The following is a 26,065-nucleotide window of genomic DNA, read 5'->3' as shown; positions in this document are numbered from 1 at the left end:
AAGTCCTGAATTCTGAAACATGGCCCGCAAAATGAAATGGAAAATTCTCGCCAAAATTTCTTGACCCCATGACGACCGCCCCATAGGGCATTTGGCATGGACATATCCCCTGACAGCACGTCATCAGCCGATATTTACGACAGCCTGCGCGATGGGTTGATTTGGGGGCGTTGGAAATCCGGCCAGCGGCTGAAACCACAGCACTTGAAAGACGAATTCGGATGCTCGACCGCAGCATTGCGCGAAGCTTTGTTACGCCTGGCCGGTGAAGGGTTTGTCGAAAATGAAAAGAACCACGGATTTCGCGCCGTGGAACACTCAGATGAAACGTTCCAACAGGCGGCACACTTGCGAATGGTGTTGGAATGCGAAGCGGTTGAGCTGGCATTGAAACAGGGCGATTTCGAATGGGAGATGGCGCTGAACGCGGCACATCATAACCTCGACTATATCGAGGCGCGTATGGAGCAAGCAGAAGATGTCACACCGTTTGTCAAACGCTGGTCCCGGCAGGACTGGGTGTTTCACAGCACATTGTTGGGGGCGTGCAACTCTGATCTGCTGATGCGGATCTACAAATCGGTCTACGACACCTTCCGAATGTGCGCGGTGTCCCGAATTGAAGGGTTTGGCTTCTCTCAGTTGACACGCCGTGAACATCGGGCGATCTATGACGCCGCCATTGCCCGCGATCTACCGGTATGCATCGGCGCCATTCGGACGCACTTGGCCTTGTACCGAGATGACAACCGCCCAATCGAAAGACCGGAACAGATGGAAAGAGACAAGGCTTGAACCTGATTTGGGTCCGGACAGGCAGTTCCAGGCCAAATCAGCTTCGATAAGAAAGTGAGGCGGGCACCGGCCTGTCAAAACATCCCAAAATCGCCATTCCGTTCAGAAAGAACGCGCGAAGATGCCCGCGTGTAAAGCATTTTGTTCCAGCCGAGAACCTGATATTTGCAAACCTGCACTCCAGATCCACTTCACTGGGTTTGGCAATCGGAACCGCCAGAATTTCGCCATCGGCAAGGCGATAGGTCCGCGATTTGACAATCACGTCCATGGTCCCCTCGAGGCATTCAAGGCGAAGGTCGCCGTCATCGCCCGGAGCCAGTTCAAGCTTTTCCTCCTGAACAGGTGTTTCAGCCAATATCGTACTATCCGCAACCGTTTGCGCGAACGCTTCACTAACCGGCAGTGCGCTGCAATTCACTGTAGACAAGACCGCTGACAAACCCTTCCAGAAACATGAGAGAGGGGGCGTTGTCATGATGTGATCCTGCAAGAAAGCGATTTGGTTTGTGGGTTAAGTACGAAACTACTCACCGCTGATCCCGACCCGCTGACCATGAAGCGATTGAGGCATGATGGACAGGTCCTGCTGCACAACGAAAGGTTGGGCGTATTCCTGTTGCGCGACGGCGCCTTCCAACCAGAGACGAACTGATTTCTGAGTGCCCAGGCTGATCCGCATCCAGACCGGACGGGCGAAAATCCCGTCCAAGCGAACCAATACATTGTAGTGCGAGATGCGCGGGCCAGACTGGTTTTTGAAATGCAACTGTTCGATTGTGTGATCTGTAACAACGCCTTGAATAACGGCGCCGGACTGGATTGTATCGGGGAGCTGCGCAAAAACCTCGTCCGGTTGAAGTTGCGCAACCAATTTCGGATCATGAACCGAGGCGGCCAGAGCTATCATCGCGACTGTGCCGCCGACAACCGCGCCCAGAAACAAAGCCCTGTGATGGGTCCAAAGCCAGGCAAAGCCATCTTCCAGGGGTCGGCCCGAGCTATCACCCAAATCCCCCTGATAGTCGACAGACCAGCCAATCAGCCCAATAAAGAACAGCCCGAGGATCACCAAGGTCAGGCAGTGCATTAGACCCGCCTTTATCGCTGCGGCTGTGGTGAAGGATTGCCAGCCCAAGGTATCCTCGGCCCGTTGGCCGAACCGCAGGGTTTTCTCCCATCGCAGATCGGAAAAACGGTCGGTGAACACGTCGTTGTCATCGTGGACGGCGCTGGACGTCGCGACAATCTCGCCCGCGGGATAGAGCCGGAACACCTCGTTGTGCAAATCATGGCCGACCACGACCGAGCGTTCCGGTTGGCTAAAGTACCGGGCATGGATGGCGACAAGCGAGGTTGATGCAAACAAGGCGTGCAGAAACAGCACAAAAACAAAAAGCGCGCCCAGCACCCAATGAGACCCGGTGCCCTCGAACCATGAAATCGCAATTAGGATACCGGAAACCCCAACCGTTAGGCGACAGAACAGATCAAACAGGCCTAGCATCGCGACAAGGGCTAGCAGCAACACCCAGTGATTTTGCTCTGAGTATCGCGGCGCATCAGGAAAAGCCGGGGGCACCGGCGCGACAGCCATGGGTGAAAAGAAATACTGATAGCCCGCCAAAAGAATGGCCAGAAACAGAAACAACACGCCCAGAACCCCAGCGGCGAACGGTATCATGCCGCTCATACCGTCAAAGTTTTGTTGCCCAGCCTGCGTATAGAATCCCCAGAAGGCGAAGGTCGTGCCACCGACCCCCATCGCGAAAAGGACGAAATTCGTCGTGCTCATATGACCTGCCCCATGCTAGCCGCGAGGGCAAAACAGCCCATCTTCGCGTGATGAGGGGATGCTGAACGCGCTGTGTATCATCCGCATGCCGCGGAGTGTATCAATTGTAATTCCACCACTTTTTCGGGTTCTCCGGGCTGCATCTGACCCAAGCGACAGTGATACAATTGATACGGGGCGCAACCTATTTCAGACACACGGCGCAGGCCGGATGGACGGAAAAGCCGACACCCTATTTTGCGAAAAATTGACAGGAGAGATGATGTTCCCTTAGAAACCAGCCCTTTTTGCGGCTGCTATTACGGCCCATCCCGCCCAAAGCCGTAATCTAAAACACGTCCTTGAATTCAGCATCGAAGACGGCCACGCGATTATCTTTCTGAATGACGTGTACTACCGCAAATTCGTAGGTCCAGATGAAAACGTTCTGGGCTTTGCCGAATGGAACATTCAAGGCGAAAATCGGGTTCACATCCGATTTGAAGGTGATCAGAGCGCGATGTTTCAGATCAGGTCCGCCTGTGCCGGGGGTTTTGAAAATCAGGCGGCGTCTTCCAAGGCTGACCTGTCTGGCGGGGGCGAAGTGGCATTCTCGGTTCATTTGACGAAACCCGGCAATCCTCTGTTTGAAGCGTTGGAACCCGGCGACCCTGACGGGCTGGCTGCGGCCTATGACGCGTTTCGCGACACAGTCCTTGCGCGGGATGCGCAAGCCGTACTGAGCGCGTTGCAACTTGTCATAGACAGGAGTGTCGAAGGCGGGTTGGATCGGGATGCCCTTGTTGCTCATCTGATCCATGCCGTGACAGAAGGTATCTTTGACTTGCCCGAAAACAGTACCTTTTTTCCCGCCGCTGAAGGCAGGATCTTCCAACGCCTGACCGATGGGTACGATGTGGCGTTGGCGTCCCGTTACAAGTACGATGGCAGCGCCTGGACACAGCCCCTTGGCACCTATTGGGCCAGGATCGACGGCGAATGGTCTATCATCCTGAACTGAGACAATCAGGTTATACCCGCCGCCAGTGAACATCCTGCATCACGTAACGCGCATAGCGAAAGTCCTGAATGCGCAGCAGTTTTTGGTCCGAAAAGGTCAGGCGAATGACATAGACCGGGGCAATGCCGGGTTTTTCACGGTCAAAGACCAACACCGTAGGCGTCCCGTCCACATGGCCGGGCACCATCATCCAATCCGCCACCTTCGCGTAGTTTGAGTAATACCCGCCCACCGCCTCAGCGCCGGTGCGGTGTTCGATGCTGACGACATCCAGCGCCACCTCCTCCGCCAGCATAGCGCGGATCGTATCAAAGTCATGTGCGTTGAAGCAGGCAGTGTATCGCGCCAAAAGCACTTTGTCAGTGTCGTTCAGATCGCCCAGCTGCTCCGATGGCGCGGATCTCAGCGCCGCGCGTCCACGTTTGAGCGTCGACTTGACCGCGTCGATGCTGGAATCCGAGATATCGGCCACCTCGCTAGCGCTGTATCCCAACACGTCAAACAGGATGACAGCGCTGCGCTGTCTGGGCGTCAGCGCCATCAAAGGGCGCAACGTATCCGCCGTCCCGCCCGAAACCGGCAAAGTTTGTGTGACCTCTTCGAAATGACTCAGGCGGGATTTCATGGCCTGCTCCGACTTTCGGGCGCGGATGGCGTTGAGCGCGGTGTTCCGAGCGATCCGAAACATCCATGCACGGGGGTTTTCGACCCGAGCCCCCGTCTCAATGGCGCGCAGCGCGGCAAGCATTACGTCTTGCAGCACGTCCTCGCCATCAAAAACGGATCCCATCATACGCGACAGAAAGCGATGCAGATCAGGACGCAGTGTCGTCAGTGCAGCGGTCACGGCGGCATTGGTCGTTGGCAAATCAGGCTTCATGTCACCCCAAGTTTTCCACGCCCGCGCCGTCAATGCTATAGGCCCCGGCTTTGGGATGGGTGACCAAGGTGCACATATGCGCAGAAATCGCCTCGGGTGTCAGGGGGGTGTCCCATTGGCGCATGAAGCTGGCCGCATCGCCGCCGCGCATCTGCCCATAAGCTCTCGCTGCCTCTTGCGCGATGGCGGTGCCCGCGATCAACTGTTTGGGGTAGATCGTGGCGAAGGTCAGACCGAGCCCGCGTTTGTCTGCTTCCATCTGCGCGTAGTTCATCACGAAATGCTGCATACGTTTTGCCCCCGCGTACCCCCCGGACAAGGGCGATCCGTTCAGGGCTGCGCCGCTGGCAAAGGTGAGGACAGTACCGCCTTGCGGTATGGCACCGTTCAACGCGGCCTGTGCCAGATCGAAGGTTATCTTGGTGTCGTTGAACCACGGCGCGCAGAAATCCGACCAGTCATAGCTGCTGATCGGCCCCATCTGCGGTTTGATCCCACCGATATGCAGAACCGTGTCGGGACCGTGTTTTCCAAGCAGATCAGATACCGCGCCATCCTCGGAGGCATCCATGACTTCGGGCGTGATGTTGTCTGTTTCCGCGCATAAACTGTCCAGATCCACAGCCGAGCGTGATACCGCAACAACGTTTCGCCCCTTTTTGGCTAGCGCGGTCGCCGTTGCGCGCCCGACGCCCAGCCCGGCCCCAAGGATCAGTGTTTTTCCGACCATTTCAAATACCCCTTATGGTGTCAGTTCATTGGATAAGACACGGGAGAAGGGCAAAACGGGGCGCTGGGGTTTCAATTTTTGGGATGTGCTGCATTGCGCCCGCAGGCGCGACACCCTCCGCTCAGGGTTCCAGAATGGCCCATGCTCCGTCGACAAAGATCCACAACGTACCACTTGACCACCCATGGGTGCCGTCAGAATGCGTCCGGGTAATGGACACGGGCGGTTCACCCCGCGGGCCAACCACCTGCCAGGCTTGACCGTCCAGAACAGCTTTCATCTCAAGCTCGTCCTGAATGTGCAGCTCGCCTTCGGCAATCATACCGCCGACATGCGCATTGATCCGTTCCAGTGGCGCGCCGTTGGCCACCATGTTGGCAAGCAGAGGCCCATGCAAAGCAAACACCGCGTCGCTATTGCGGCTGCGAATGGCATCCTGCAGTGATTGCACGGCGGCCATCAGACCAGAGCCGTCGGTTCTTTCCACGCCGGGATAAATTGCGGTGTCCTGCACTTCGGTGTCAAATTGCAGCGTCTTAGTCGCCGTGCTGTCAAAGCTAACCTGCGCAATCGGGGTTTCATCTGGAAGGCCGCCCTTGCAGCTTTTGTGGACGCTGTAGCGCGCCGTGCTGTTTGCATCACGGGCCGTGAACGCGATCGAAACCTCGTTGATGCCGGCAACCAGCCCTTTGCTGAGCCGCGCGAAACCGCTTGAATGGTCGCCTTTGTCGATTAGGACGTCATTCAAATGCACGCTATGCTCACCCTGCCCGTCGATCGAGTAGCGTAGGGAATGTTCAATGTCGCACGCGTTTGCCTGCGCGGCGATACCGGTCGACATACAGGCTGTCAGGATGGCGGGTTTAACAAGACGCATAGGGTTTCTCCGATACAAAAAGGTTGTCATAGCCCCTTATCCGCCCCGTCTGTCTCAGCAGGATGTTGCGGTTTGTCTCATTTGTATCAATGGGTTGACGTTTTATCAGCGGGTGTGGTTCATCATGGCCCCAGCGCTCTAGCTGAAGACATATCCAATGCCGCGCACGGTTCGGATCGCCTCGGGCTTTGTCGGGTTGTGTTCGATCTTGCGCCTGATCCGAGAGATACGCAGGTCGATGGAGCGGTCGAAAGGCTCCCACCCGCGATCATGGGCCTGTTCCAGCAGCTGGTCACGGTTCAGCACACGCCCGCGGTTTTCTGCAAAAACCCGCAACAGGCTGAATTCCATCGCGGTGATCGGGATTTCCTGCCCATCGGCACCAAAAAGCCGAGCCTGATCCAGATCGAGGCGGCAGGTTCCAAAAGGTACTGTGCCCGACAACCTGTTCAGCGATTCCTGCTTGTCAGTCTGAAATTTGTTCCGCCGAAGGGCGGCGTTGACGCGGGCCTGCAATTCGCGCAGATCCACTGGCTTCACCAGATAGTCATCGGCCCCGAACTCCAGTCCCAGCACCTTGTCCACCACATCCCCTGCCGCCGTCAGCATCATCACCGGAACGGTCGAGGTTTCGCGGATTTCGCGCAAAGCGGTCAGGCCATCCTTGCCTGGCATACGAATATCCAGAACGATCAGATCGGGCTCTCCGGCCTCCAGCAGTTCGGCCAGTTCCTGTGCATTGGCTGCCTGATCCACGGTATATCCACATTCACTGAGATGGTCGTGCAACATGCGACGCAGGGGGGCTTCGTCATCGCAAATAGCAATTCGAGGGGCGGTCATTTCGTGGAGTCTCCGATCAAGGATGTCAGCAGGGACAGCAACTCATCTTGCATAATGGGTTTTTCGATATGGGGGCGTTTCGAGGTTTTGAAAAAGGTTGTGACCTGCGTACTCATCGCGTCACCGGTGATAAATCCGGTTCGGGCGGCATTTTCCGGGGCAACAGCCCGCAGAGCACGAAAGAAAGTATCACCGCTCATCTGAGGCATCTTGAAATCGCTCAGCACCGCATCGAATTGTTGTGCCTCGGCCAACTTCAGTGCAGCAGTCGGATCGGTGGACATGGTCACTGTATATCCCGCCTCGGTCAGCAAATCGGTGATCAGCCGCGCGACGCCCTCTTCGTCATCCACCACCAGAACCGAGCGGCTGGACGGGTGTTCAACCTCGGGACCAGTCAGAAGAACGCTGTCATCCTCCGATGCCAACAGGCGAACGGTGAATGTGGCCCCCTGCCCCACGGTCGAGGCCACGGTCAAAGTGCCATCGTGGCTTTCAACGATCCGGTGGCTGAAGGCCAGGCCAATCCCGGTTCCTTCGCCGACATCCTTTGTGGTGAAGAAGGGCTCAAAAATGCGTGGCTGGATGTCCTTGGGGATGCCGTTGCCATTGTCCGAAATGTCGATCTGCACCTGCCCGCCTTCATGCCGGGTTCGAACCGTGATCTTCCCGCGCGCGCCCTTATTGCGCACCGCATGTCCTGCGTTGACGATCAGGTTGCTAAACACCTGTGCCAGCTGGTCGAAATCCCCCGTAACATGGGGATCTGATCCGTCCAGATCGACAACCACTTCGGTTCCGTTGGATTTCAAGGAATAGCTTGAGACCTCAAGCGCCGTTTCCAAGATGTCATTGACCGGGCAGGGTTCCATGCTAGTCGGACGTTGCCGTGCCATGGCCAGGAAAGTACGCACGATCTTGGCCGCCCGTTCCGAAGACTGGCAGATGAGGTCGACACGTTCCGACAAGACCGGGTCGTTGATTTTGCCTTGCAGCATCTGAGAATAGCCGAAAACAACAGATAAAGGGTTGTTCAGCTCATGCGCGACCCCAGCCAGAAGCTCGCCCAAAGCCGAAAGTTTCTCGTTCTGATGCGCGATCTCGCGCTGTTGCTCCAGTTCAGCTTCCAGCTTTTGCTGTTCGGTAATGTCACGCACAAACAGCAGCGCACCACCGTAGGAGGTCAGGTGCGATGAACCCATGATGTGCCGGCCGTTGGCGAACTTCACATGCGCCCGTTTGCCGTGCTGGGACATCTCGGACATCATCCACTGCATGTATTCCTCGCCCGACATGCCGCCCATGTCGTAGTGCCCCATGGCGATAAGGGCGGCGAGGTTTTCAACGACACTGTCTCCGACCTCGGGGATCATGTGCTCAGCCCCTTCGAAATTCATCTTTTTCCAGGCGTCATTGCCAAAGACGTAATTCATGTCCCCGTCGCACAGCACCATGCCTTCATCCAGCGCCTGAAAAGCGTCCAGCAGCATATCCCGCGCTTCCTTCAGCGAGGTCGTGTCTGTCATCACCAAAATGGTCTCGCCCCGTGTGGTCGAGGCACGTTCGGCCAGGATGTGGCGCCCGTCCCTGAATTTCATCTCAACAGGGATGAACTGTTCGCTATGGGCGCGCATGATCGAGCGTTGGGCGCTTAGCGGGAAGCCGTCGCAAGGAACGTCGTTCAGGGCCTCGAGCTTGTCATACAATTGGGCGATGCGATCCGCCCGCGATAGCGACTTCAATTCGTCGCCCGAAATACCGTAGAAACGGCTGAACGCGTCGTTGCAATGGGTCAGGCGATGGTTTGCATCTTCGACCGCGACGCCCACGGGCAGGTTTTCGATGACGTCTTCCAGAAGGTTTTCCACCCGCGCCTGATCGGTGCGATCGCGGTAAACCAGTAGGTACCCGCCCTGATCGGTCTTGTGCGACGAGGCCAACAGTTCACGCCCGTCAGACAGCCGGATTTCGCGGTATTTGGCCCCGTTTCGCACGTTTTCAACCGCCAGCCGCGCACGGTCTTCTGGGTCGACGCCGTCCTCCAGAACCCAGAATCCATCCAGCGCGAGACGGCGCCAGATCGCCTCAAACGACTGGCCTGGTTCGAAACGGTTGCCATCTCTTTGAAAGAACTCAGAGGCGCGGGTGTTGAAGACCTCAAGATTCATGTCGCTGTCGAACAACATGATCCCGTCATCCAAGGCGTCCACCGCTTCACGCAACATGTTCCGCGCGCGTTCGGCGGCCTCCATCGTATCGCGGGGTGTCACCTCGGTCGTCGAGACCAGATATCCGCCAATTTGGGCGCGTTTGGCTGAAGCCTGAAATTGTCGCCCGTCCCGCAATTTCCATGCCATACCCTGCTCGCAAGATGTAATGGCTCTTCGCAGATCGGCCTTGAGCCCTACTTCTTCCAAACCATCCGGGGTTTGGAAATGATCCAGAGACCAGTTCTCGAATGGTATCTTGTCCACTTTCCCGCTAAACCGAGATGCAGTTTCACCACCGAACGCGATATCCGCAAAGCTCTCGTTAACCAGAACAAAATTCAGATCTTCATCCAACAGCGCCATACCGCAGGCGACGCCGGAAAACGCATCTTCCAACAAGGCAATGGCCGCATCGGCGTCAAGTTCGGAGCGTAGGGCAAAATCTTCCAAAACCACCGTCCTTTGCGAGCGTTCGACTGGCGAACAGGTTAAAGAACCATGACAGTTTTTCCATTTGATGTCGCTATTTGTATCAATTGTATCCATGCATGAACCCAAACCGACGGCGTTGAATTGGACAGAATTTAAACCTGTTTGATCGCCCCGCATTGAGCAGACAATCCAAGATCGAATTCGGATGTCATGATTGTTCTGTTTCTATGTCTCAGGGGGATGTCGGGTCATGTCTCAATTGTATGTCCGGACTTTACCGTCTTGAACGGCCAGTGTTGCACCCCTCAGGGTGCGCATCGCGCGCCACGCCTGCCCCATGGCCTCGCCGACCAATCACAGGGCCTACACCTGGACCTTCGAGCAAAAATTATGTGCGGATGATAAAATATTATAATTGTATACAACTTGCATTTTAAGGTATCTGACCGAGAGACAACCCCCATTGTCGCGATTCTGATTTCACAGATCGCAGGGGCGCGCGATGAGAGGACCTGAGATGAAAGATGCATCCCGGCGCAAGAAAACGCAGCTCTATGAGCATTTGAAAACAGCGGTGATGACGCTTGCACTGACGCCAGGGGAAGATTTGGACGAAGCCACGTTGTCAGAAGAGTTCGACTTGTCCCGCACGCCCTTGCGTGAAGTGTTCCGACTGTTAGCGGGCGAAGGGTATCTGGAGCTTCGCGAAAACCGCGGTGCGCGGGTAACCGGGATGTCGTACACGACCCTGCGTGATTTCTTTCTGGCCGCACCAATGATTTATGGGGCAATTCTGCGCCTTGCGGCAAAGAATGCGACAACTGCTCAACTTGCCGATTTGAAAGCCGCACAGGAAGACTTCAAGACGGCATTGCGCTCGGGTTCGGGTGCGGACCGGGCAATGGCCAACAACCTGTTCCACGAGATTACCGGCACCATGGCAGATAACACTTATCTGTTGCCGTCCTTCAAGCGACTGCTGATTGACCACGCCAGAATTGGCATGACCTTTTATCAGCCGCAGGACCAACACATGGCCGAAAACCTATCAGTCGCCAGCAGTGAGCACGATGCCATCATCGCCGCCATCGAGGCGGGCGATGAGGCGGCTGCCGCGCAGCTCGCCATCGACCATTGGAACCTGTCCCGCGACCAGATCGAGCTGTTCGTCACGCCCGCAGGGCTTGATGTACCGCTTGGATCTTTTGCGCGCAAAACCCCTGCATGAGGATGTAAATGACACCCCTGTTCAAATTTGAAGGGATCTACACGCCCGTCGTGACCCCATATCACGAGGATGGCAGCGTCAACTGGGACGCGCTGTCGGATGTGATCGAATATCTCATCGAAAACGGTGTGCAAGGCCTGATCTCGGGCGGGTCCACCGGCGAGAACTATGCGCAGCCGGTGGCCGAGCGCCTGGAGCTGGCGAAGTTCACCCATGAACGATTGAATGGCCGCCTGCCGCTGGTCGTCGGCACCGGTGCGATGATGACGCCGGATTCCATTGCGCTGGCGACAGGCGCGCGTGAGATTGGCGCAGATGCGATCCTGCTGGCCAGCCCGGCCTATTCGGTGCCCACCGACCGGGAAAACGCGCTGAACGCGCTGACCATCGACAAGGCGGCTGATCTGCCGGTGATGCTGTACAATTATCCGCACCGAACCGGCACCATGATGGGCGAAGAGTTTCTGGATCGCGTGGGTCGCAGCCGCAACTTCTGCGGCATCAAGGAAAGCTCGGGCGATATCAACCGGGTACACCTGCTGGCGCGTGACTATCCGCATATCCAGCTGGGCTGCGGCATGGACGATCAGGCGCTGGAATTCTTTGCCTGGGGCGCGCCGTTCTGGGTCTGTGGTGGGTCGAACTTCCTGCCAGCGGAACATGTGGCGCTGTACAATGCCTGCGTGGTCCAGGGGAACTTTGACAAAGGCCGCCGCATCATGTCGGCCATGCTGCCGCTTATGCATGTGCTGGAACAGGGTGGAAAGTTCATCCAGACCATCAAGCACGGCGTCACCATGAACGGTATCGACGCGGGCATCATGCGCCCGCCGCTGAAGGGTCTGAACAAGGATGACAAACGCGCGCTGGAACAGGTCACGCGCGTGTTGAAACGCAAAATCGCTGACATCGTGGCGGAGGGATAAGGCATGAGCTTGCTGACACAGGACGAATATAAATCCATCGCCGCGGGTCTGGACCTGCCCACCGGTGCCTTTATCGACGGCAGCTTCCGTCCGGCGATCTCGGGCAAGACCTTCACCAGCACCAACCCGGCGACCGGCGCGACTCTGGCCGAGATCGCCGCATGTGGTGCGGAAGATGTGGATTTTGCCGTTGAAAAGGCGCGCGAAGCCTTTGACGATGGCCGCTGGTCGAAACTGCACCCGTCCGAACGCAAGGACATACTGATCCGACTCTGCAAGCTGATGACCCGCAATGCGCGGGAACTTGCGGTGATGGAAAGCATCGATAGCGGTAAGACCATCTATGATTGCGAAACGGTGGATGTGCCCGAGACGATTCATTGTCTGAAGTGGCATGCTGAGGCGATCGACAAGATTTATGATCAGGTGTCACCCGCGTCTGACGATCACATCGCAATGGTCGTGCGCGAACCCATCGGTGTGGTCGGCCTTGTGCTGCCGTGGAACTTCCCTCTGCTGATGTTGGCGTGGAAGATCGGTCCGGCGCTGGCGGCGGGTTGTTCGCTGGTGATCAAACCAGCGGCGGAAACCACGCTGACGGCGTTGCGTGTGGCTGAACTGGCGATGGAGGCCGGTGTTCCAGCCGGTGTTCTCAACATCGTTCCCGGAGGCGGGGCCAATGTGGGCGAACCCATCGGGCGGCATATGGATGTCGACATGGTGTCCTTCACCGGCTCGACCGTGACCGGCAAACGGTTCCTGACCTATTCGGCGGAAAGCAACGCCAAAGAAGTGGTGCTTGAAATGGGTGGCAAGAACCCCGCCATCGTGATGGATGATGCCGAAAACCTGGACCGCGTGGCCCAGCATCTGGTCAACGGGGCGTTCTGGAACATGGGCGAGAACTGCTCGGCCTCGTCCCGCCTGATCGTGCACAAGGACGTCAAGGCCGAGCTGTTGGAGCGTATCGCGCATCATGCGAAACAGTGGAATATCGGCGACCCGCTGGACCCGGAAACCCGCATGGGCGCGCTGGTATCCGAGGGGCATTACACCAAGGTATGCGGCTATCTGGACCAGGCCGAAAATGTGCTGATCGGCGGCACTGCCAAGGATGGTTTTGTCGATGCCACCGTGGTCGAAGTTGCAGACAACAATGCCGTTCTGGCCCGCGAAGAAATCTTTGGCCCGGTTCTGTCGGTGATCGAAGTCTCGGGCTTTGACGAGGCGATCGCGGTCGCAAATGACACCGAATACGGCCTGTGTGCGTCGATCTTCACCGCCAATGCCAAACGCGCCATTCGCGGTGCCCGCGCCCTGCGGGCTGGGACTGTCACAGTCAACAGCTTTGGCGAAGGCGACATCTCGACCCCGTTTGGCGGGTACAAACAGTCGGGCTTTGGCGGCCGCGACAACTCGGTCCATGCCCATGATCAATATACCCAGCTGAAAACCATCTGGATTGATCTTGCCGATGACGCCGATGAGGCTGTGAATTGACGCGGTACACCGCTAAAACCCTGCCGGTCCAACGCGGACCGGCTGCTTGGAACACGATTCTGGGTCCGCAAGCTCAGCCGACGGAGCTGGACGAGGATCAGACTGCTGATTTTGTCGTTGTTGGGGCGGGCTTTGCGGGACTGACAGCCGCCCGCCGTATTAGACAGTTGCAACCCGAGGCCGAAGTCGTGGTCATTGAGGCCGGTCGGATCGCCGAAGGCGCAGCAGGCAGAAACTCGGGTTTCATGATCGACCTGCCGCATGATCTGGCCTCGGACGACTATGCAGGCAGCGGTGACGATCGCAAGATGATTGATCTGAACCGACAAGCGATCCGTTTTGCCCGCATGGCCGTTGAGGAATATCAAATCGACCCGAACTATTTTGACCCGGCGGGCAAGGTCAATGGGGCGGTCAGCGACACGGCTGAGGCGCACAACAAAAGCTATGCGCAGCACCTGACATCGTTGGGCGAAGAAAGCCAGACGTTGGATGCTCGGCAAATGTATGAACTGACCGGCTCGCACCACTATACGTCAGGGCTTTACACGTCAGGTACGGTGATGTTGCAGCCCGCCGGTTATATCCGCGGGTTGGCGGACGGTCTGGTCGGGCAAGGCGTGCGTCTTTTTGAAAACAGCCCTGTCACCGGCTTTGCCTGCGAAGGCAAAGACTGGCGCGTGCAGGCAGAGAAAGGCAGCGTCACGGCACCCATGGTGATCCTGACCGTCAACGGCCACCTTGAAAGCTTTGGGCTCGAGCGCGACCGTTTGATGCATCTGTTTCTGTTTGCGTCGATGACCCCGGAATTGGGCAGCGATGCGTTGGAGAAACTGGGCGGCCAACCCCGCTGGGGAGTGACCCCGTCCGATCCCATGGGCACCACCATGCGCCGGATTGACACCGGACAAGGCGGCAACCGCATCATCACCCGAACCTGCGCCGCCTTACGCCCCGGCATGACCGCTACTGCTCGCGACCTGACGCGCGCCTCAAAGGTCATGCAGCGCAAATTCAACGCGCGCTTCCCCCAGCTTGCTGGCATGAAGATGCAGTACCAATGGGCAGGTCACCTGTGCCTGAGCCTGAACGGCGTTTCAGTCACCCGCGAAATCGACACCGGGGTCTATTCCGGCTGCGTTCAAAACGGGCTGGGCACTGCGCGCGGAACCCTCACAGGTATCGCGGCGGCAGAACTCGCCTGCGGTCACAGTTCAGCCATCTCACAGCACTTCTCGGCAGAAGCTCAACCAAAACGACTGCCACCGCAACCCTTCCGAGAAATCGGCGGCAACGCCGTGCTTCGGTGGAAGGAATGGCGCGCGCGTGTAGAATAGTCAGGGCGCCGGGCGGATCCGCTCGGTCGCCCGCAACATTGTTTTCCCACCTCGAAAAAAAGCCCGCCTATTGAGGCGGGCCAGTACGGGGAGAGACTTTTCTCAGTAAGTCTGGTTCAGTTCATCAGCTGCAGGGATCTCACGTTCACGGCGCGCGATGTAATCCAATAGCTCTTCGTTCTTGGTTTCGTCCAATTTGGGTTCTTGGTACTCGGCCAACAGCTTTTTGGCGTGTTTCAACGCGCGTTCGGTAATCTCGACACTGCCTTCTGCTTGCCATTGCTCGATCGAGTTGTTGTCGAACAGTTCCGGCATGAAGAACGCCTCCTGGAAATTGTCTTGCGTGTGCGGATGGCCCAAGTAGTGACCACCGGGCCCAACATCTGGAACCGCGGCAAGCGCCTGATCGAAGTCGTGCCATTTGGGGCCTTCTGCCATGCGATAGGCCATGGCGCATTGTTCCGCATCGACGATGAACTTGGCGACCGAGCAATGCATTCCCGCTTCGTTCCAACCGGCGGAGTGCCAGATATAGTTCGCACCGGCATGGATCACCGCACTGAGCGTTGTTGCGGATTCGTAGCCTGCCTGCGCGTCAAAGGTCTTGGCACCGCCCAAAGTGTTCGAGGTGCGCCACGGAACATCATAGAACCGCGCCATCTGACCGATCATGAAGTTCATCAGGCTGATCTCGGGTGTGCCCGCCATCGGCGCGCCGGATTTCATCGACACAGTCGACAGATAGTGACCCCAGATCGCCGGGGCCCCCTTGCGGATCACCTGTGTATAGGCCAGCGCCGACAAGGCCTCAGCCGTCAGCTGCGCCACGGTGGCGGGAACGGATGCCGGCGTGTTTGCGCCACCCAGCACAAAGGGCGAGCACAAAACGGGTTGATTGCGTCGGCTGAAAGCGCGCATCGCGCCCAGCATGGTTTCATCCCATACCAGCGGGCTGTTGCCATTGCAGTTCCCCGTGGTGACGGGATTGTTGTCGATGAACTCATCGCCGAACAGGATCGCGCACATATCCATCACGTCTTCGGCGTTTTTGGGCGAAGTGGTCATACCCATGAACATTTTGTCGGAATATTTCATGGACGAATATGTGATGCGCAAGTGACGCTGGCTGATCGGGTGATCGTAGGGCTCGACAATATGGTGGGCCGAGCTGTGCAGCGCCGGCATCATGTGGCTGAGCTTGTGGAACATCGCCAGATCTTCCAGCAACGGGTTTCGCCGCACATCCTCCAGATCTCGCAGGAAGGGCGCGCCGGTCATCGGCACGAAGACCGAGTGCTTGCCGCCCAGCATCACATTCTTTTTCGGATCGCGCGCGTGATATGTAAACTGCGCCGGGATGGTTGCGATCAACTCGCGCACCATGTTGCGATCCAGATAGACCAGTTCGCCAACGACCTTTGCACCAGCCTTCTTCCAGTCTTCCAGCGCGATCGGGTCGCGGAACTGGACACCGACATTTTCCAGAATGTCCATGGCCGCATTGTCGATCAACTCTACCTGGGCGCCGTCCATGACTTCACAAACCGGCAAGTTGCGGGTCAAGCCGGAAAGCATGTCGAACACCGGAGCGGTACGAATGGCCCGCCGGGCAGAACGACCGCCAGAGCGGGAACGGGTGCGAGTTTCTGTGGTCATCGGGATTCTCCAGGATTTTCACAGAATATGGCAGTTGCCGAACGCGGCTGCGTCAAAATGAGCGAAGCATATTTGATAGATGCGACATGATGGTGCCGCGTGCGACACGACAAGGGCCCGGGACTCGAATCAACCTTCGAAGCCCCGGGTCGGCCCTGGCGTATGAAGCTAGTCTATCTTGTTGCGCTGCGCGTGAGGCGAAACGCCAAAATGGGCACGATAGACTTTCGAAAAATGACCGGGGCTTTCATATCCGCAGGCCAACGCAATGTCGGTGATCGAATCCTCGGTCTGCAACAACAGCGTCCGTGCCCGGTCCATTCGCATTTCGACATAGTATTTTTTGGGAGTCGAATTCAAGTATTTGCCGAACAGCCTTTCAAGTTGGCGGGTCGAAATGCCGAGCTGCGTTGCAATAACCGAAGGCGAGACCGGCTCGTCGATATGATCGCGCATGACACGGATCGCGCCGACCAGATGTTTGTTGCGCATCCCATTTCTGGATTGCAAGGAAACGCGCTGTTCAGCGGTGGCGTTACGAACGGCGACATAGACCATCTGGTCTGCGACATCCAAGGCGAGGTCTTCACCGTGATCCGCTTCGATCAAATGCAGCATCAGGTCCGCGGTCGCCGTGCCTCCAGAGGCGGTGATGTATTTTTCGTCCGCGACAAAGACACTGCGCACCAGATTCACATCTGGAAACTCTTCCATAAAGCTGTCGTGATATTCCCAATGAATGGCCGCTTTCATACCGTCCAGAAAACCGGCCTCTGCCAATATCCATGCGCCCGAGCACAGCGCACCAATCTCTGTTCCTTTTGCGCGTTCACGCCGTAGCGCCGCCAACAAGGGGCGGCTGACATGATTGCGCATGTTGATGCCAGACAACACCAGCAACCTATGACATTTCGGGACGACAGAAAAATCCCCGTCCACCAGCGTTTCAGACCCGTTCGACGACGTAACCGATACCCCATCTTCCGAGCGCAAGGACCATTCGTATAGTGCTTTACCACTGATCAGGTTTGCAATTCGCAAAGGCTCGACTGCACAGGAAAACGCCAGATGCGAAAACTCATCCGTCAGAAAGAACACAAACTTTTGGGGTTGGGACATAAACGCCTCAATCGCCGCCTGGTCGCGCACCAAAACCGTTAAGGGTGCACTTCTGCGCTATATCACTGTATTTTCTGCGTCAAGCGCACAAAGTGTTCAGGACAAAATGTGGACGGTCGAGGGTTCCGTTCACGGGTCACACCATTCCGCGTCGGCTCTTCGGTATAGCAGCCCGCTTCTTTCAGCCGGTACTGGAAAATATTAGATGTAAGGCGAGACGGTTCCTTTTTTGCAGGTCTATCCGGCTTCTGCTTGCGCGGTGGCAAGAAGCCATTCCTTGACCCTCTGCGCATCATCAGACAAGGGTCTTCTCTTCGACCAGATAAGGTAAAACCCCTTCCCCGTTGTCCATTGCCATTCCGGTCTGGCCGCCAACAGACCTTGCTCAATCAGCCGGTCTGTCAGGTGTTTCCAACCGAAGGCAAAGCCCTCACCGGCCATAGCAGCCTGAAGGACCAGAGCATAGTCATTGAGACGCAGACCCGTTTGCGGCACCGCTGTATTGACCGAAAAATTCGCGAACCAATCTCGCCAACTTGGACGTTGACGAATGGGCTCTTCCAAGTGGATCAAGCGCTGGGTCAGCAGATTGGGCAAGCTACGCAGATCAACAGCCGCCGCCATGACGCGCGGTGATGCAACCGGATAGATCACCTCGGGCGCGATAAGGGCGCTTTCGCATTCCAGCCAGTTCCCGTCCCCCTGCCGCACTGCAAGACTGATGTTTTCCGCGTCAATGTCGGGGTCCCGGTCGCTGGACTGCAATCTCAGGTCAATTTGCGGGTGTTGCTGTTGCAAGTCAGCAAGGCGCGGCATGATCCAATAGTTATTGAAAGCCGTCGAAGCGCTGAGAGTCACATATCCGGTCTGACCAAGCTGTTGGATGGATGAGACAGAAAGAGCGAGCTGTTCAAAAGCGCGGGTTACATCGGCCAGCAACCTCTCGCCTGCCGTGGTCAGGACAACCTGACGGTGGCTTCGGGTAAAAAGCGCCGTTCCCAACCCCTCCTCAAGACGTCGGATCGCGACACTGACCGCCGGTTGTTGGACGTTAAGCTCTTGTGCAGCCCGCGTGAAGGATTGAAGCCTTGCGGCAGCTTCAAATACCACGAGATGCCGCGGAGATCCGAGAAGTTTCCAGAGTTCTTGCATAAATACTGTTTATGCTACGCATTCTTTTTTTCAAGCATCACAGCGCTATTTCAAGGCCTTAATATGTCGAAAAAGAATGGAGTGATTCACTATGGCTCGGCGTTCGCGTCAATCCCGGTCCCACAGTTCAGAGCCCGGTTCGATTCCGGCCTCCCCATATATCCAGCGCAAACTGGCGTTTTTCGACCCTCTGACCGAAGAGGCCCTGACGCGGCTTGAGGCACAGGTTGACTGGATTTTTCAGGATGTAGGCATCGCATTTCGCGACGATCCGCAGGCGCTGGATTTGTGGCGACGTGAAGGTGCGCGGGTCGAAGGGGATATTGTGCGGGCCGACGCACAATGGATTCGCAGCTTGTGCGCCAAGGCACCTAAGAGCTTTACCCAAATCGCGCGCAACCCCGAACGATCAGTGGTGATCGGAGAAGGCAATCAGGTCTTTGCACCTGTCTACGGCGCGCCCTTCGTACGCGACCTTGAGGGCGGTCGCCGCTATGGCGACATCGACGCGTTCGAAAAGCTGGTCAAACTGACCTACATGCACCCATATCTGCATCATGGCGGGTTCGTCACCTGCGAGCCCTGCGATGTTCCGGTCAGCAAGCGCCACCTGGACATGATGTTTGCGCATATGACCCTCAGCGACAAACCGCATCTGGGCGCAATCACCGAGATGAGCCGGGCGCAAGACAGTGTCGACATGGCCGAGATTGTCTTTGGCGCGGACTTCATGCGCGAAAACTGCGTCATCATGGGCAACGTGAACACGAATTCTCCGCTGCTGGTCGACCGCGTTGTCACCGAAGCGGCGCGAGTCTATTCGACTCGCGGCCAAGGCATGATCGTGGTTCCGTTCATCTTGTCCGGCGCAATGGGTCCTGTCAGTACTGCCGCCAGCGTCTCACAGGCCATGGCCGAGGCGATGATGGTCTGCGCCTATGTGCAACTGCTGCGCCCCGGCGCGCCCTTTGTCTTGGGCAATTTCCTGTCATCCATGTCGCTGAAATCCGGCGCACCGACCTTTGGCATGCCTGAACCGGTGATGTCGAACTATGCGATCGGACAACTGGCCCGTCGGGCTGGCCTGCCACTGCGCTGCGGCGGCTCGCTGACCGCCTCCAAGATCGAAGACGCGCAAGCCGCCTACGAATCCGCCGATTCCATGCACTCCACCATGCTGGCCGGAGCCAACTTCGTGCTGCACTCAGCCGGTTGGCTCGAGGGTGGCCTGTGCACCGGGTTCGAAAAACTGATCATGGATGCCGACCGTCTCGGCTCTTACCAGAAAGTGCTCAGCCAGGGCCTGGATACTAGTGACGAGGCCTTTGCACGCGACGCCTATGGCGAGGTCAAGGCCGGAGGACACTTCCTGGGCTGCGCCCACACCATGCGAAACTACCAGACCGCGTTCTATGAGCCCAGATTGAGCGACAGCGAAAATGTCGAAAGCTGGGAAGAAGGCGGCTCCAAGGACATGCGCCGCCGCGCCTATGAACGCTGGAACCAAATGTTGAACGACTACCAGCCGCCTGAGATGGACGAGGCCAAGAAAGAAGAACTGGCCGCCTATGTTGCCAAGCGCAAAGAAGAAATCCCAGACGCCTGGTACTAGCACCGGGATCTCTTCATCTGGCCAAAAAATCCTCGGTGGGAATCGCGCGCCAGCGCGGCGGGGGCAGACAGCCCCCTTCCCCAGCTAAACGAAAGACACAGGACCCTCTCATGCCCGAGATTCAAAAAGATGAAACCACATCCGGCAAACAACTGCCCTCCCATGCCAAAGTCGTCATTATCGGCGGCGGCGTTGTAGGCTGTTCGATCCTGTTCCACTTGGCCAAGTTCGGCTGGAAGGACGTTGTCCTGCTGGAACGCGATGAACTGACCTCAGGCTCCAGCTGGCACGCGGCGGGTCAGATCCACACGATCAGCTCGGACCCCAACATATCGCGCCTGCAAAGCTATACCATCGATCTGTACAAAGAGATCGAGGAAACCTCGGGCCACTCGGTCGGCATGCACATCACCGGCGGTTTCTACGCGGCCTCGACCAAGGAATGGTACGATTATCTCAAGCGCGAGCGTTCGAAAGCGCGTTACATGGGCCTGCATCAGGAATTCATCAGCCCGCAGGAACTGGCCGAGCGTCACCCGCTGATCGATCCCAAACACTATCACGCCGCGCTCTGGGATGAGCAGGACGGCGACGTAGACCCCTCGGGCGCGACCTACGCCTTTGCAAAATCCGCCCGTCACCACGGCGCGCAATACTTCACCCATTGCGGTGTGACGTCGATGACCCAACGCCCTGATGGCAGCTGGGATCTGACCACCCCCAAAGGCGTCATTAACGCCGAGCAGGTCGTGAACTGCGGTGGCCTATGGGCGCGTGAGGTGGGCCATATGTCGGGCATCCACCTGCCGGTGCAGCCGATGGAGCACCACTATCTGATCACCGATGCGATCCCGATGATCAGGGACCGCATGGAGAGCCTGGGTGAAGCGGGTCGTCTGCCTGCGGGTATCGACTATGAGGCCAACATCTATTTCCGTCAGGAACGCCACGGCATGTTGCTGGGCACGTATGAGCCGAAATCGACCCCGTGGAAGGTCGATGGCACGCCGTGGGATTTCGGCCACGAACTGCTGCAACCTGATCTGGACCGCATCGCCGACCGTCTGGAAATGTCGTTCGAGCGTATCCCCGCCATCGGCGAATCCGGCATCAAGGACACCATCAACGGCCCATTCACCTTTGGCCCAGATGGCAACCCGATGATCGGCCCGGTTCCGGGCATGAAGAACTACTGGGTCGCCGTGGGCGTCATGGCAGGTTTCTGTCAGGGCGGCGGTGTTGGCCTGACCATGGCCGAATGGATGATCGACGGCGAGCCCTCGATTGACGTCTGGGCAATGGACGTGGCCCGCTTTGGCGAGTTCGCAACGCCGGACTGGGGCACCATCAAGTCCTCGGAAAACTACGAGCGTCGTTTCGTGATGACCTTCCCGAACGAAACGCTGCCCAAAGGTCGGATGCAGAAAACCACCGCGCTCTATGACCGTCTGGTCGAAAAGGGCGCCGTGATGGGGCAAGGCTTTGGTCTGGAAAACGCGCTGTGGTTTGCTGGCAACGCCGAAGACGCGCATGAAACCCCGACTTTCGAGCGGAACCGCAGCCACGACTATGTGGCGCGCGAAGTAAAAGCCGTGCAAGAGGCCGTGGGCGGCATTGAGATCGCCAACTTTGCCAAGCACGAGTTCAAGGGCGCCGGGGCGCGAGACTACCTGAACCGGACTCTTGCAGGCTATGTCCCGAAACCGGGCCGTCTAGCGCTGACCCCGATGCTGACCGAAAAAGGCCGTCTGTACGGTGACCTGACCGTGGCGTGTTTGGGCGATGACCATTTCATGCTGTTCGGATCGGGCGCAATGCAGGATGCGCACCGCCGCTGGTTCGAAAAGGACCTGCCTGCGGACGTGAGCTATGCCAATGTCTCGGATGACTGGCACGGGATCGCGCTGTCAGGCCCCAAATCGCGCGAACTGCTGGCCCGTATAACCCGCGACGACGTAAACGCCGATGCGCTTAAGTTCCGCGATCTGCGCCAGACCTTCGTAGGCGGCGTGCCGGTGATCCTGAACCGTATTTCGTTCTCGGGCGAGCTGGGCTTTGAGATCTACTGCAAGCCGATGTACCTGCTGCGTCTGGCCGAGGCGATCGAAGAGGCCGGGGCCGATCTGGGCTATCGCTGGTACGGCGCACGCGCGTTGATGTCGCTGCGCCTTGAAAAAGGCTGGGGCGTCTGGACCACCGATTTCCGCCCTGATTTCAATGCGGTCGAATCCGGCATGGATGTCTTCATCAACTGGAAGAAGGACTTTGTAGGCAGAGAAGCGACCGAGAAGTTCAAGGCAGACGGCGTGGCACGAAAGCTGGTCACCATGACCATCGACGTGGACGGCATCGACGTCTCAAACGACGAAGCGATCCTGAAAGACGGCGAAGCGGTCGGCTATGTCTCGTCCGGCGGTTACGGCCACCGTGTCGGCAAGTCGATGGCCATGGGCTATGTCGCCTCGGACAGTGCGGCACCGGGAACCAAGCTGCAAGTGGAAATCCTGGGCGAGTTCTACGACGCCGAAGTTCTGGGGGGACCTGCATACGACGCCAACGGTGCAAATATGCGCGCGTAGCCGAGGCATTGTATCGCGAAAGCCGAAGTCGAACCGTCAATCTGTCGAGATGAACATGCGCCCGGCCGCCAGTAGGCTGGGCGCTTTCTTGTTCGACCTCTAGGGCGATCTACCAAACAACTCATAGAGTTCGATTGTGGTTTTCACCCCAACTTTCAGTTGAATGCGCCCCCTATGAATTTCGACCGTGCGCGGGCTGATATTCAATTCTGCTGCGATTTCTTTGCTGGTGGTGCGGCCGGGGTTGCGCAGAATATACTGCAATACCTCGTCTTCCCGATCTGTAAGGCGCCCTCGCTTTTCCGCAAGATCCAGCCGTCGCGCTTTTTGCTGGCGCAACTTCTCTCCTAACTCCCAAGCCACTGCGATCCGGTCTGTCAGAACGCTCAGGTCAAAGGGTTTTTCCAGAAAGTCGATCGCTCCCGCCTTGGTGGCACGGACAGATTCCGGGATGCCACCATGCCCCGAGATGAAGATGATCGGAAGGGTCGAATCCTGCCGGACAAGGTAATCTTGCAGTTCAAGCCCGTCCATGTCGGGCATCCCGTAGTCCAGGACAAGGCATCCAGAAGCATCTGCGTCGACCTGATCCAGAAAGCTCTGAGCATCAGGGAAATGCGCAACCGTCATGCCGCGCCTGCGCAAAGAACGGGACAAGGCAATACGAACATCATCATCGTCATCAATGATATAGACGGTCAATTCGGTCATGTATCTTCTTTCCCGGAACGGTCGCTGCGCCGCAAGGTGAAACAGAACCGCGCGCCCGACAGAACAGACGGGTCATGCCAGATTTCACCGCCATTCGTCTTGATGATCGTGCGACAGATCGAAAGACCCAATCCCATGCCTTCGGCCTTTTGTGTGTCGAAGGTGTTGAACAGTACCACATCGGGACTGACCCCGGGGCCGTTGTCTTCAACCCGGACTTCGACAACATCTTCTGCGGCGTGTGCGGTGATCACGATAGATCCGACCCCGGCTGAGTCTCGAGCCAAGGCGTCGATCGCATTGCGCAGCAAATTCACGAGGACCTGAGCGATCTGGGTCCGGTTTCCGATCACCGGCGGCAGGTCTACCCGATCATATCTCAGCGCTAAATCATGGGCTTTGGCTTCGGCCTCCATCAGGGTGATGGTCTGCGCGATTAGGCCACCCAATTCGAAAGGTGTTTGCCGCCCCCGGTCCTTGCGGACCATATCGCGCAAGGCACGAATGATGTCACCGGCACGACGCGATTGACGGTCAACATCGCTGAGAATTTCGGTCAACTCCGGGTCCGTCTCGCCCAGTTCGTCCAGCGTCATAATGGCCGCATCGACATTGTATGAAATCGCGCTGAGCGGCTGGTTCAGCTCATGCGCCAAGCCCGATGCCATTTCCCCCATCAGGTTCACCCGTGCCACATGGGACAGGTCGCGGCTCAGACGACTGGCCTCAGCCTCGGCTAGCTTGCGGTCACTGACGTCGTCGATAATGGCCACCGCATGATCTGGCGCGCCACTTTCGTCGCGAATTAAAATCGCGTTCACACGCAGCCAGATATTCGACCCATCCTTTCGAACAAAGGGATTTTCAACGATAAACTCAGAATCCTGCAATAGCGTTTCGCGGAGTGTCACAGCGATCTGCTTGCCATCTGCAGGCAGGATATCAGCCAGCGTCATCTTTTCCAGCTCACCCGGCTGATACCCCATGATATCGCAAAGCTGCTCATTCACCCGCAGAAACCGGCCGGTTTCGGGAGAAATCTGTGCCATCCCACGCGACGCCAAATCAAAAGTGCGCCCATAGGCCGCCTCAAAACGCTGCCGCTGCCTCACCTGCTGCGCCAGCGCCGCGCCGGTATCCTCGAGCTCGCGATAGGGGCTGTGCAGGCTTTCTCCGGCCGGGATCTCTCCACTGGACAGGCGGCGCGTCTGACTGGCAAACATGCGCACAGGGGCATAAATCCGGTCCGCCAGCGCCAGACCGATGGCGCCCGTCAGAATCGCAATGGACAGGGCAATCCAGATCCCTTGCACCCGGTTCTTTTTGACTTCGCCAATAAAATTATCCTCGGCGGCATAGAGCCCGATCAGCCAGTTCAAACCGGGTTCCGAGACATCGATCAACATGGCAACATAGTCCTGACCGTCCAACTCGAAATCAGTATGAACAGGTCCGGTGATCTGACTGCTGCCCCTCTGCGCCAAAGCACCAAAGGCCTGGCGGGCCAATTCGTCGTCAATCTGATCCACCATTGGCAGTTCAGGATTGTCAAAATCCGCGTCCTGGTCGATCAGAACAAGAGTTGGGTGGGCAAGGACGGAACCATCCTCGTTCAAAACCAGCGCGGCCCCGCGGCGCTCTGACCAGATATCCAGCAAGAACCCCGACAGGGCGTCAATCTGAATATCCACCCCCAGAATGGCCCGTATGTTTCCCTCGTCATCCAAAACCGGCACCCCATACGTAATCCCTGGCTGGCGGGTGGTGAAGAAGATATAAGGCTGGGTCCAGATCGGGGCCTTCGCCTCGGATACCATCCTAAACCAAGGCCGGGCGCGCGCCTCATAAGTATCTGTCTGGGATTGCGCCGTTTCCAAAAGGGTAAACCGGTCATTGCGCCACTGAAAACTTGCCGGATGCTCGGTCAGTTCAGCGGCAAAGGGCGGGATCACCTTTGTGCGATACCGGCCTGGCTCCTCGGTCCGCATGACATAAACGAACCGCCCGCTGTGGTCTGCCAGATAGATGCCTGCCAATTGCGGAGCCACCTGAATTTGCTGAAAGAAATGGCTTTCCAGCGCCGAAGTGTCGTTGATATCCAGCACATCGTTTTCCGCCAGCCGCCTGGTGGCATCCAATACTTGCTGTGCCGGATTGAGAAAGTTCCGCACCTGGCCAATGACATTGACGCTGACCTCGTTCAGAGAAATCCGCGATTGCCGTAGCAGGGCTTTTTCCGAACTGACAAAAGTCGACAATGTCACGGACAGCACCGCTACGAATTGCAGCCCCGCCAGACATAGCGCCAGCGTCGCACGCAGTGATCTGCGCCTGCGGGCCGGCTCTGAGTGATCTTGATGGAAGGGTTGCTGTGCTGTCGTGTCCAATAGTCAATCCAGACGGTCTTTTCACCTGGGCCGTATCGCGGTGGCTGCTCTTTGAATCACCAGCCTATACGTAATCTACCGTATAGACACGCCTTGTCTGGTTTCGCTTAGTTCCTTGCCATCTGAATGGCTGATTCCAAACGACGTTTCGGGTGGATCAGCCATTCTCACAAAGATCAAAAAAACTGACAACAGGAGTGTCAAAGTGCTCAAAAAATCTTCTATCACAGCCTTCGCAACCGCCGCATTTTTGTCGCCTGCGGCTTATGCTGAGGAGTTCATCACGATTGGCACGG

Annotated in this window: 20 protein-coding genes; 8 read left to right on the top strand and 12 right to left on the bottom strand. The window is 57.4% G+C overall.

What is annotated here, in order from left to right; translation table 11 throughout:
- The first annotated feature begins 96 nt into the window (after positions 1–96).
- Entirely contained in the window at positions 97–795 is a 699-nt protein-coding gene (locus GOV79_RS06410) for a GntR family transcriptional regulator (RefSeq protein ID WP_170789059.1), read from the top strand.
- A gap of 37 nt (positions 796–832) precedes the next feature.
- Here the strand turns inward: GOV79_RS06410 and GOV79_RS06405 are convergent, their stop codons facing one another.
- Both GOV79_RS06405 and GOV79_RS06400 read right to left on the bottom strand, forming a co-directional pair.
- Positions 833–1,273 (bottom strand): hypothetical protein, encoded by a 441-nt coding sequence (locus tag GOV79_RS06405; RefSeq protein WP_170789057.1) that lies wholly within the window; start codon positions 1,271–1,273, stop codon positions 833–835.
- A 48-nt stretch (positions 1,274–1,321) separates the two neighbouring features.
- Entirely contained in the window at positions 1,322–2,590 is a 1,269-nt protein-coding gene (locus GOV79_RS06400; protein WP_170789055.1) for a hypothetical protein, read from the bottom strand.
- A gap of 499 nt (positions 2,591–3,089) precedes the next feature.
- Here GOV79_RS06400 and GOV79_RS06395 point away from each other — a divergent pair, with 499 nt between their 5' ends.
- Positions 3,090–3,590 carry a hypothetical protein gene (locus GOV79_RS06395; protein WP_170789053.1) on the top strand — a complete coding sequence of 167 codons (501 nt, stop codon included), beginning with the start codon at positions 3,090–3,092 and terminating at the stop codon, positions 3,588–3,590.
- Between the two features lie 10 nt (positions 3,591–3,600).
- Here GOV79_RS06395 and GOV79_RS06390 read toward each other — a convergent pair whose 3' ends face one another.
- The 5 genes from GOV79_RS06390 to GOV79_RS06370 all read right to left on the bottom strand — a co-directional run bounded on the left by GOV79_RS06390 (position 3,601) and on the right by GOV79_RS06370 (position 9,580).
- On the bottom strand, positions 3,601–4,470 hold the full coding sequence (locus tag GOV79_RS06390) for a sigma-70 family RNA polymerase sigma factor (protein ID WP_170789051.1): 870 nt from the start codon (positions 4,468–4,470) through the stop codon (positions 3,601–3,603).
- 1 nt (position 4,471) lies between these two features.
- The gene (locus GOV79_RS06385) at positions 4,472–5,200 is read right to left on the bottom strand and encodes an SDR family oxidoreductase (protein WP_170789049.1); all 729 of its coding nucleotides are present in this window, start codon (positions 5,198–5,200) and stop codon (positions 4,472–4,474) included.
- A gap of 121 nt (positions 5,201–5,321) precedes the next feature.
- Positions 5,322–6,077, bottom strand: coding sequence for a hypothetical protein (locus GOV79_RS06380; RefSeq protein ID WP_170775582.1), 756 nt, complete (start codon positions 6,075–6,077; stop codon positions 5,322–5,324).
- A gap of 138 nt (positions 6,078–6,215) precedes the next feature.
- On the bottom strand, positions 6,216–6,920 hold the full coding sequence (locus GOV79_RS06375) for a response regulator (RefSeq protein WP_170789046.1): 705 nt from the start codon (positions 6,918–6,920) through the stop codon (positions 6,216–6,218).
- On the bottom strand, positions 6,917–9,580 hold the full coding sequence (locus GOV79_RS06370; RefSeq protein ID WP_170789044.1) for a PAS-domain containing protein: 2,664 nt from the start codon (positions 9,578–9,580) through the stop codon (positions 6,917–6,919). The genes GOV79_RS06375 and GOV79_RS06370 overlap by 4 nt, the downstream gene beginning before the upstream one ends.
- Before the next feature lie 499 nt (positions 9,581–10,079).
- Between GOV79_RS06370 and GOV79_RS06365 the strand changes: the two genes are divergently transcribed.
- Genes GOV79_RS06365 through GOV79_RS06350 form a run of 4 tightly spaced genes read left to right on the top strand, consistent with a single transcriptional unit; the run spans position 10,080 to position 14,553 of the window.
- The gene (locus GOV79_RS06365; RefSeq protein WP_170789042.1) at positions 10,080–10,790 is read left to right on the top strand and encodes a GntR family transcriptional regulator; all 711 of its coding nucleotides are present in this window, start codon (positions 10,080–10,082) and stop codon (positions 10,788–10,790) included.
- An 8-nt stretch (positions 10,791–10,798) separates the two neighbouring features.
- Positions 10,799–11,716, top strand: a complete 918-nt coding sequence (locus tag GOV79_RS06360) for a dihydrodipicolinate synthase family protein (protein ID WP_170789039.1) — start codon at positions 10,799–10,801, stop codon at positions 11,714–11,716.
- A 3-nt stretch (positions 11,717–11,719) separates the two neighbouring features.
- Positions 11,720–13,216: an aldehyde dehydrogenase gene (locus GOV79_RS06355; RefSeq protein WP_170789037.1), complete on the top strand. Its 1,497-nt coding sequence runs from the start codon at positions 11,720–11,722 to the stop codon at positions 13,214–13,216.
- Positions 13,213–14,553, top strand: a complete 1,341-nt coding sequence (locus GOV79_RS06350; protein ID WP_170789035.1) for an NAD(P)/FAD-dependent oxidoreductase — start codon at positions 13,213–13,215, stop codon at positions 14,551–14,553. The genes GOV79_RS06355 and GOV79_RS06350 overlap by 4 nt, the downstream gene beginning before the upstream one ends.
- A 102-nt stretch (positions 14,554–14,655) precedes the next feature.
- Here GOV79_RS06350 and GOV79_RS06345 read toward each other — a convergent pair whose 3' ends face one another.
- The 3 genes from GOV79_RS06345 to GOV79_RS06335 form a co-directional block, all read right to left on the bottom strand.
- Positions 14,656–16,209, bottom strand: a complete 1,554-nt coding sequence (locus GOV79_RS06345) for a trimethylamine methyltransferase family protein (protein WP_170789033.1) — start codon at positions 16,207–16,209, stop codon at positions 14,656–14,658.
- Between the two features lie 168 nt (positions 16,210–16,377).
- On the bottom strand, positions 16,378–17,328 hold the full coding sequence (locus tag GOV79_RS06340) for a GlxA family transcriptional regulator (protein ID WP_170789031.1): 951 nt from the start codon (positions 17,326–17,328) through the stop codon (positions 16,378–16,380).
- A 237-nt stretch (positions 17,329–17,565) separates the two neighbouring features.
- Positions 17,566–18,438 carry a LysR substrate-binding domain-containing protein gene (locus GOV79_RS06335; protein WP_331252389.1) on the bottom strand — a complete coding sequence of 291 codons (873 nt, stop codon included), beginning with the start codon at positions 18,436–18,438 and terminating at the stop codon, positions 17,566–17,568.
- Between the two features lie 133 nt (positions 18,439–18,571).
- Between GOV79_RS06335 and GOV79_RS06330 the strand changes: the two genes are divergently transcribed.
- Together GOV79_RS06330 and GOV79_RS06325 are read left to right on the top strand one after the other, a co-directional pair.
- Entirely contained in the window at positions 18,572–20,092 is a 1,521-nt protein-coding gene (locus GOV79_RS06330) for a trimethylamine methyltransferase family protein (RefSeq protein WP_170789029.1), read from the top strand.
- Between the two features lie 110 nt (positions 20,093–20,202).
- Positions 20,203–22,671 (top strand): GcvT family protein, encoded by a 2,469-nt coding sequence (locus tag GOV79_RS06325; protein WP_170789027.1) that lies wholly within the window; start codon positions 20,203–20,205, stop codon positions 22,669–22,671.
- 99 nt (positions 22,672–22,770) lie between these two features.
- Here the strand turns inward: GOV79_RS06325 and GOV79_RS06320 are convergent, their stop codons facing one another.
- Together GOV79_RS06320 and GOV79_RS06315 are read right to left on the bottom strand one after the other, a co-directional pair.
- Entirely contained in the window at positions 22,771–23,382 is a 612-nt protein-coding gene (locus GOV79_RS06320) for a response regulator transcription factor (protein ID WP_170789025.1), read from the bottom strand.
- Positions 23,379–25,769 carry a sensor histidine kinase gene (locus GOV79_RS06315; protein WP_170789023.1) on the bottom strand — a complete coding sequence of 797 codons (2,391 nt, stop codon included), beginning with the start codon at positions 25,767–25,769 and terminating at the stop codon, positions 23,379–23,381. The genes GOV79_RS06320 and GOV79_RS06315 overlap by 4 nt, the downstream gene beginning before the upstream one ends.
- Between the last annotated feature and the right edge of the window lie 296 nt (positions 25,770–26,065).

Origin of the sequence: Ruegeria lacuscaerulensis, assembly GCF_013034745.1 — a bacterium.
In the GTDB taxonomy this organism is placed as follows: domain Bacteria; phylum Pseudomonadota; class Alphaproteobacteria; order Rhodobacterales; family Rhodobacteraceae; genus Ruegeria; species Ruegeria lacuscaerulensis_B.
Note: the sequence above shows the minus strand (reverse complement) of the source record. Positions and strands in the feature narration are given on the sequence as shown.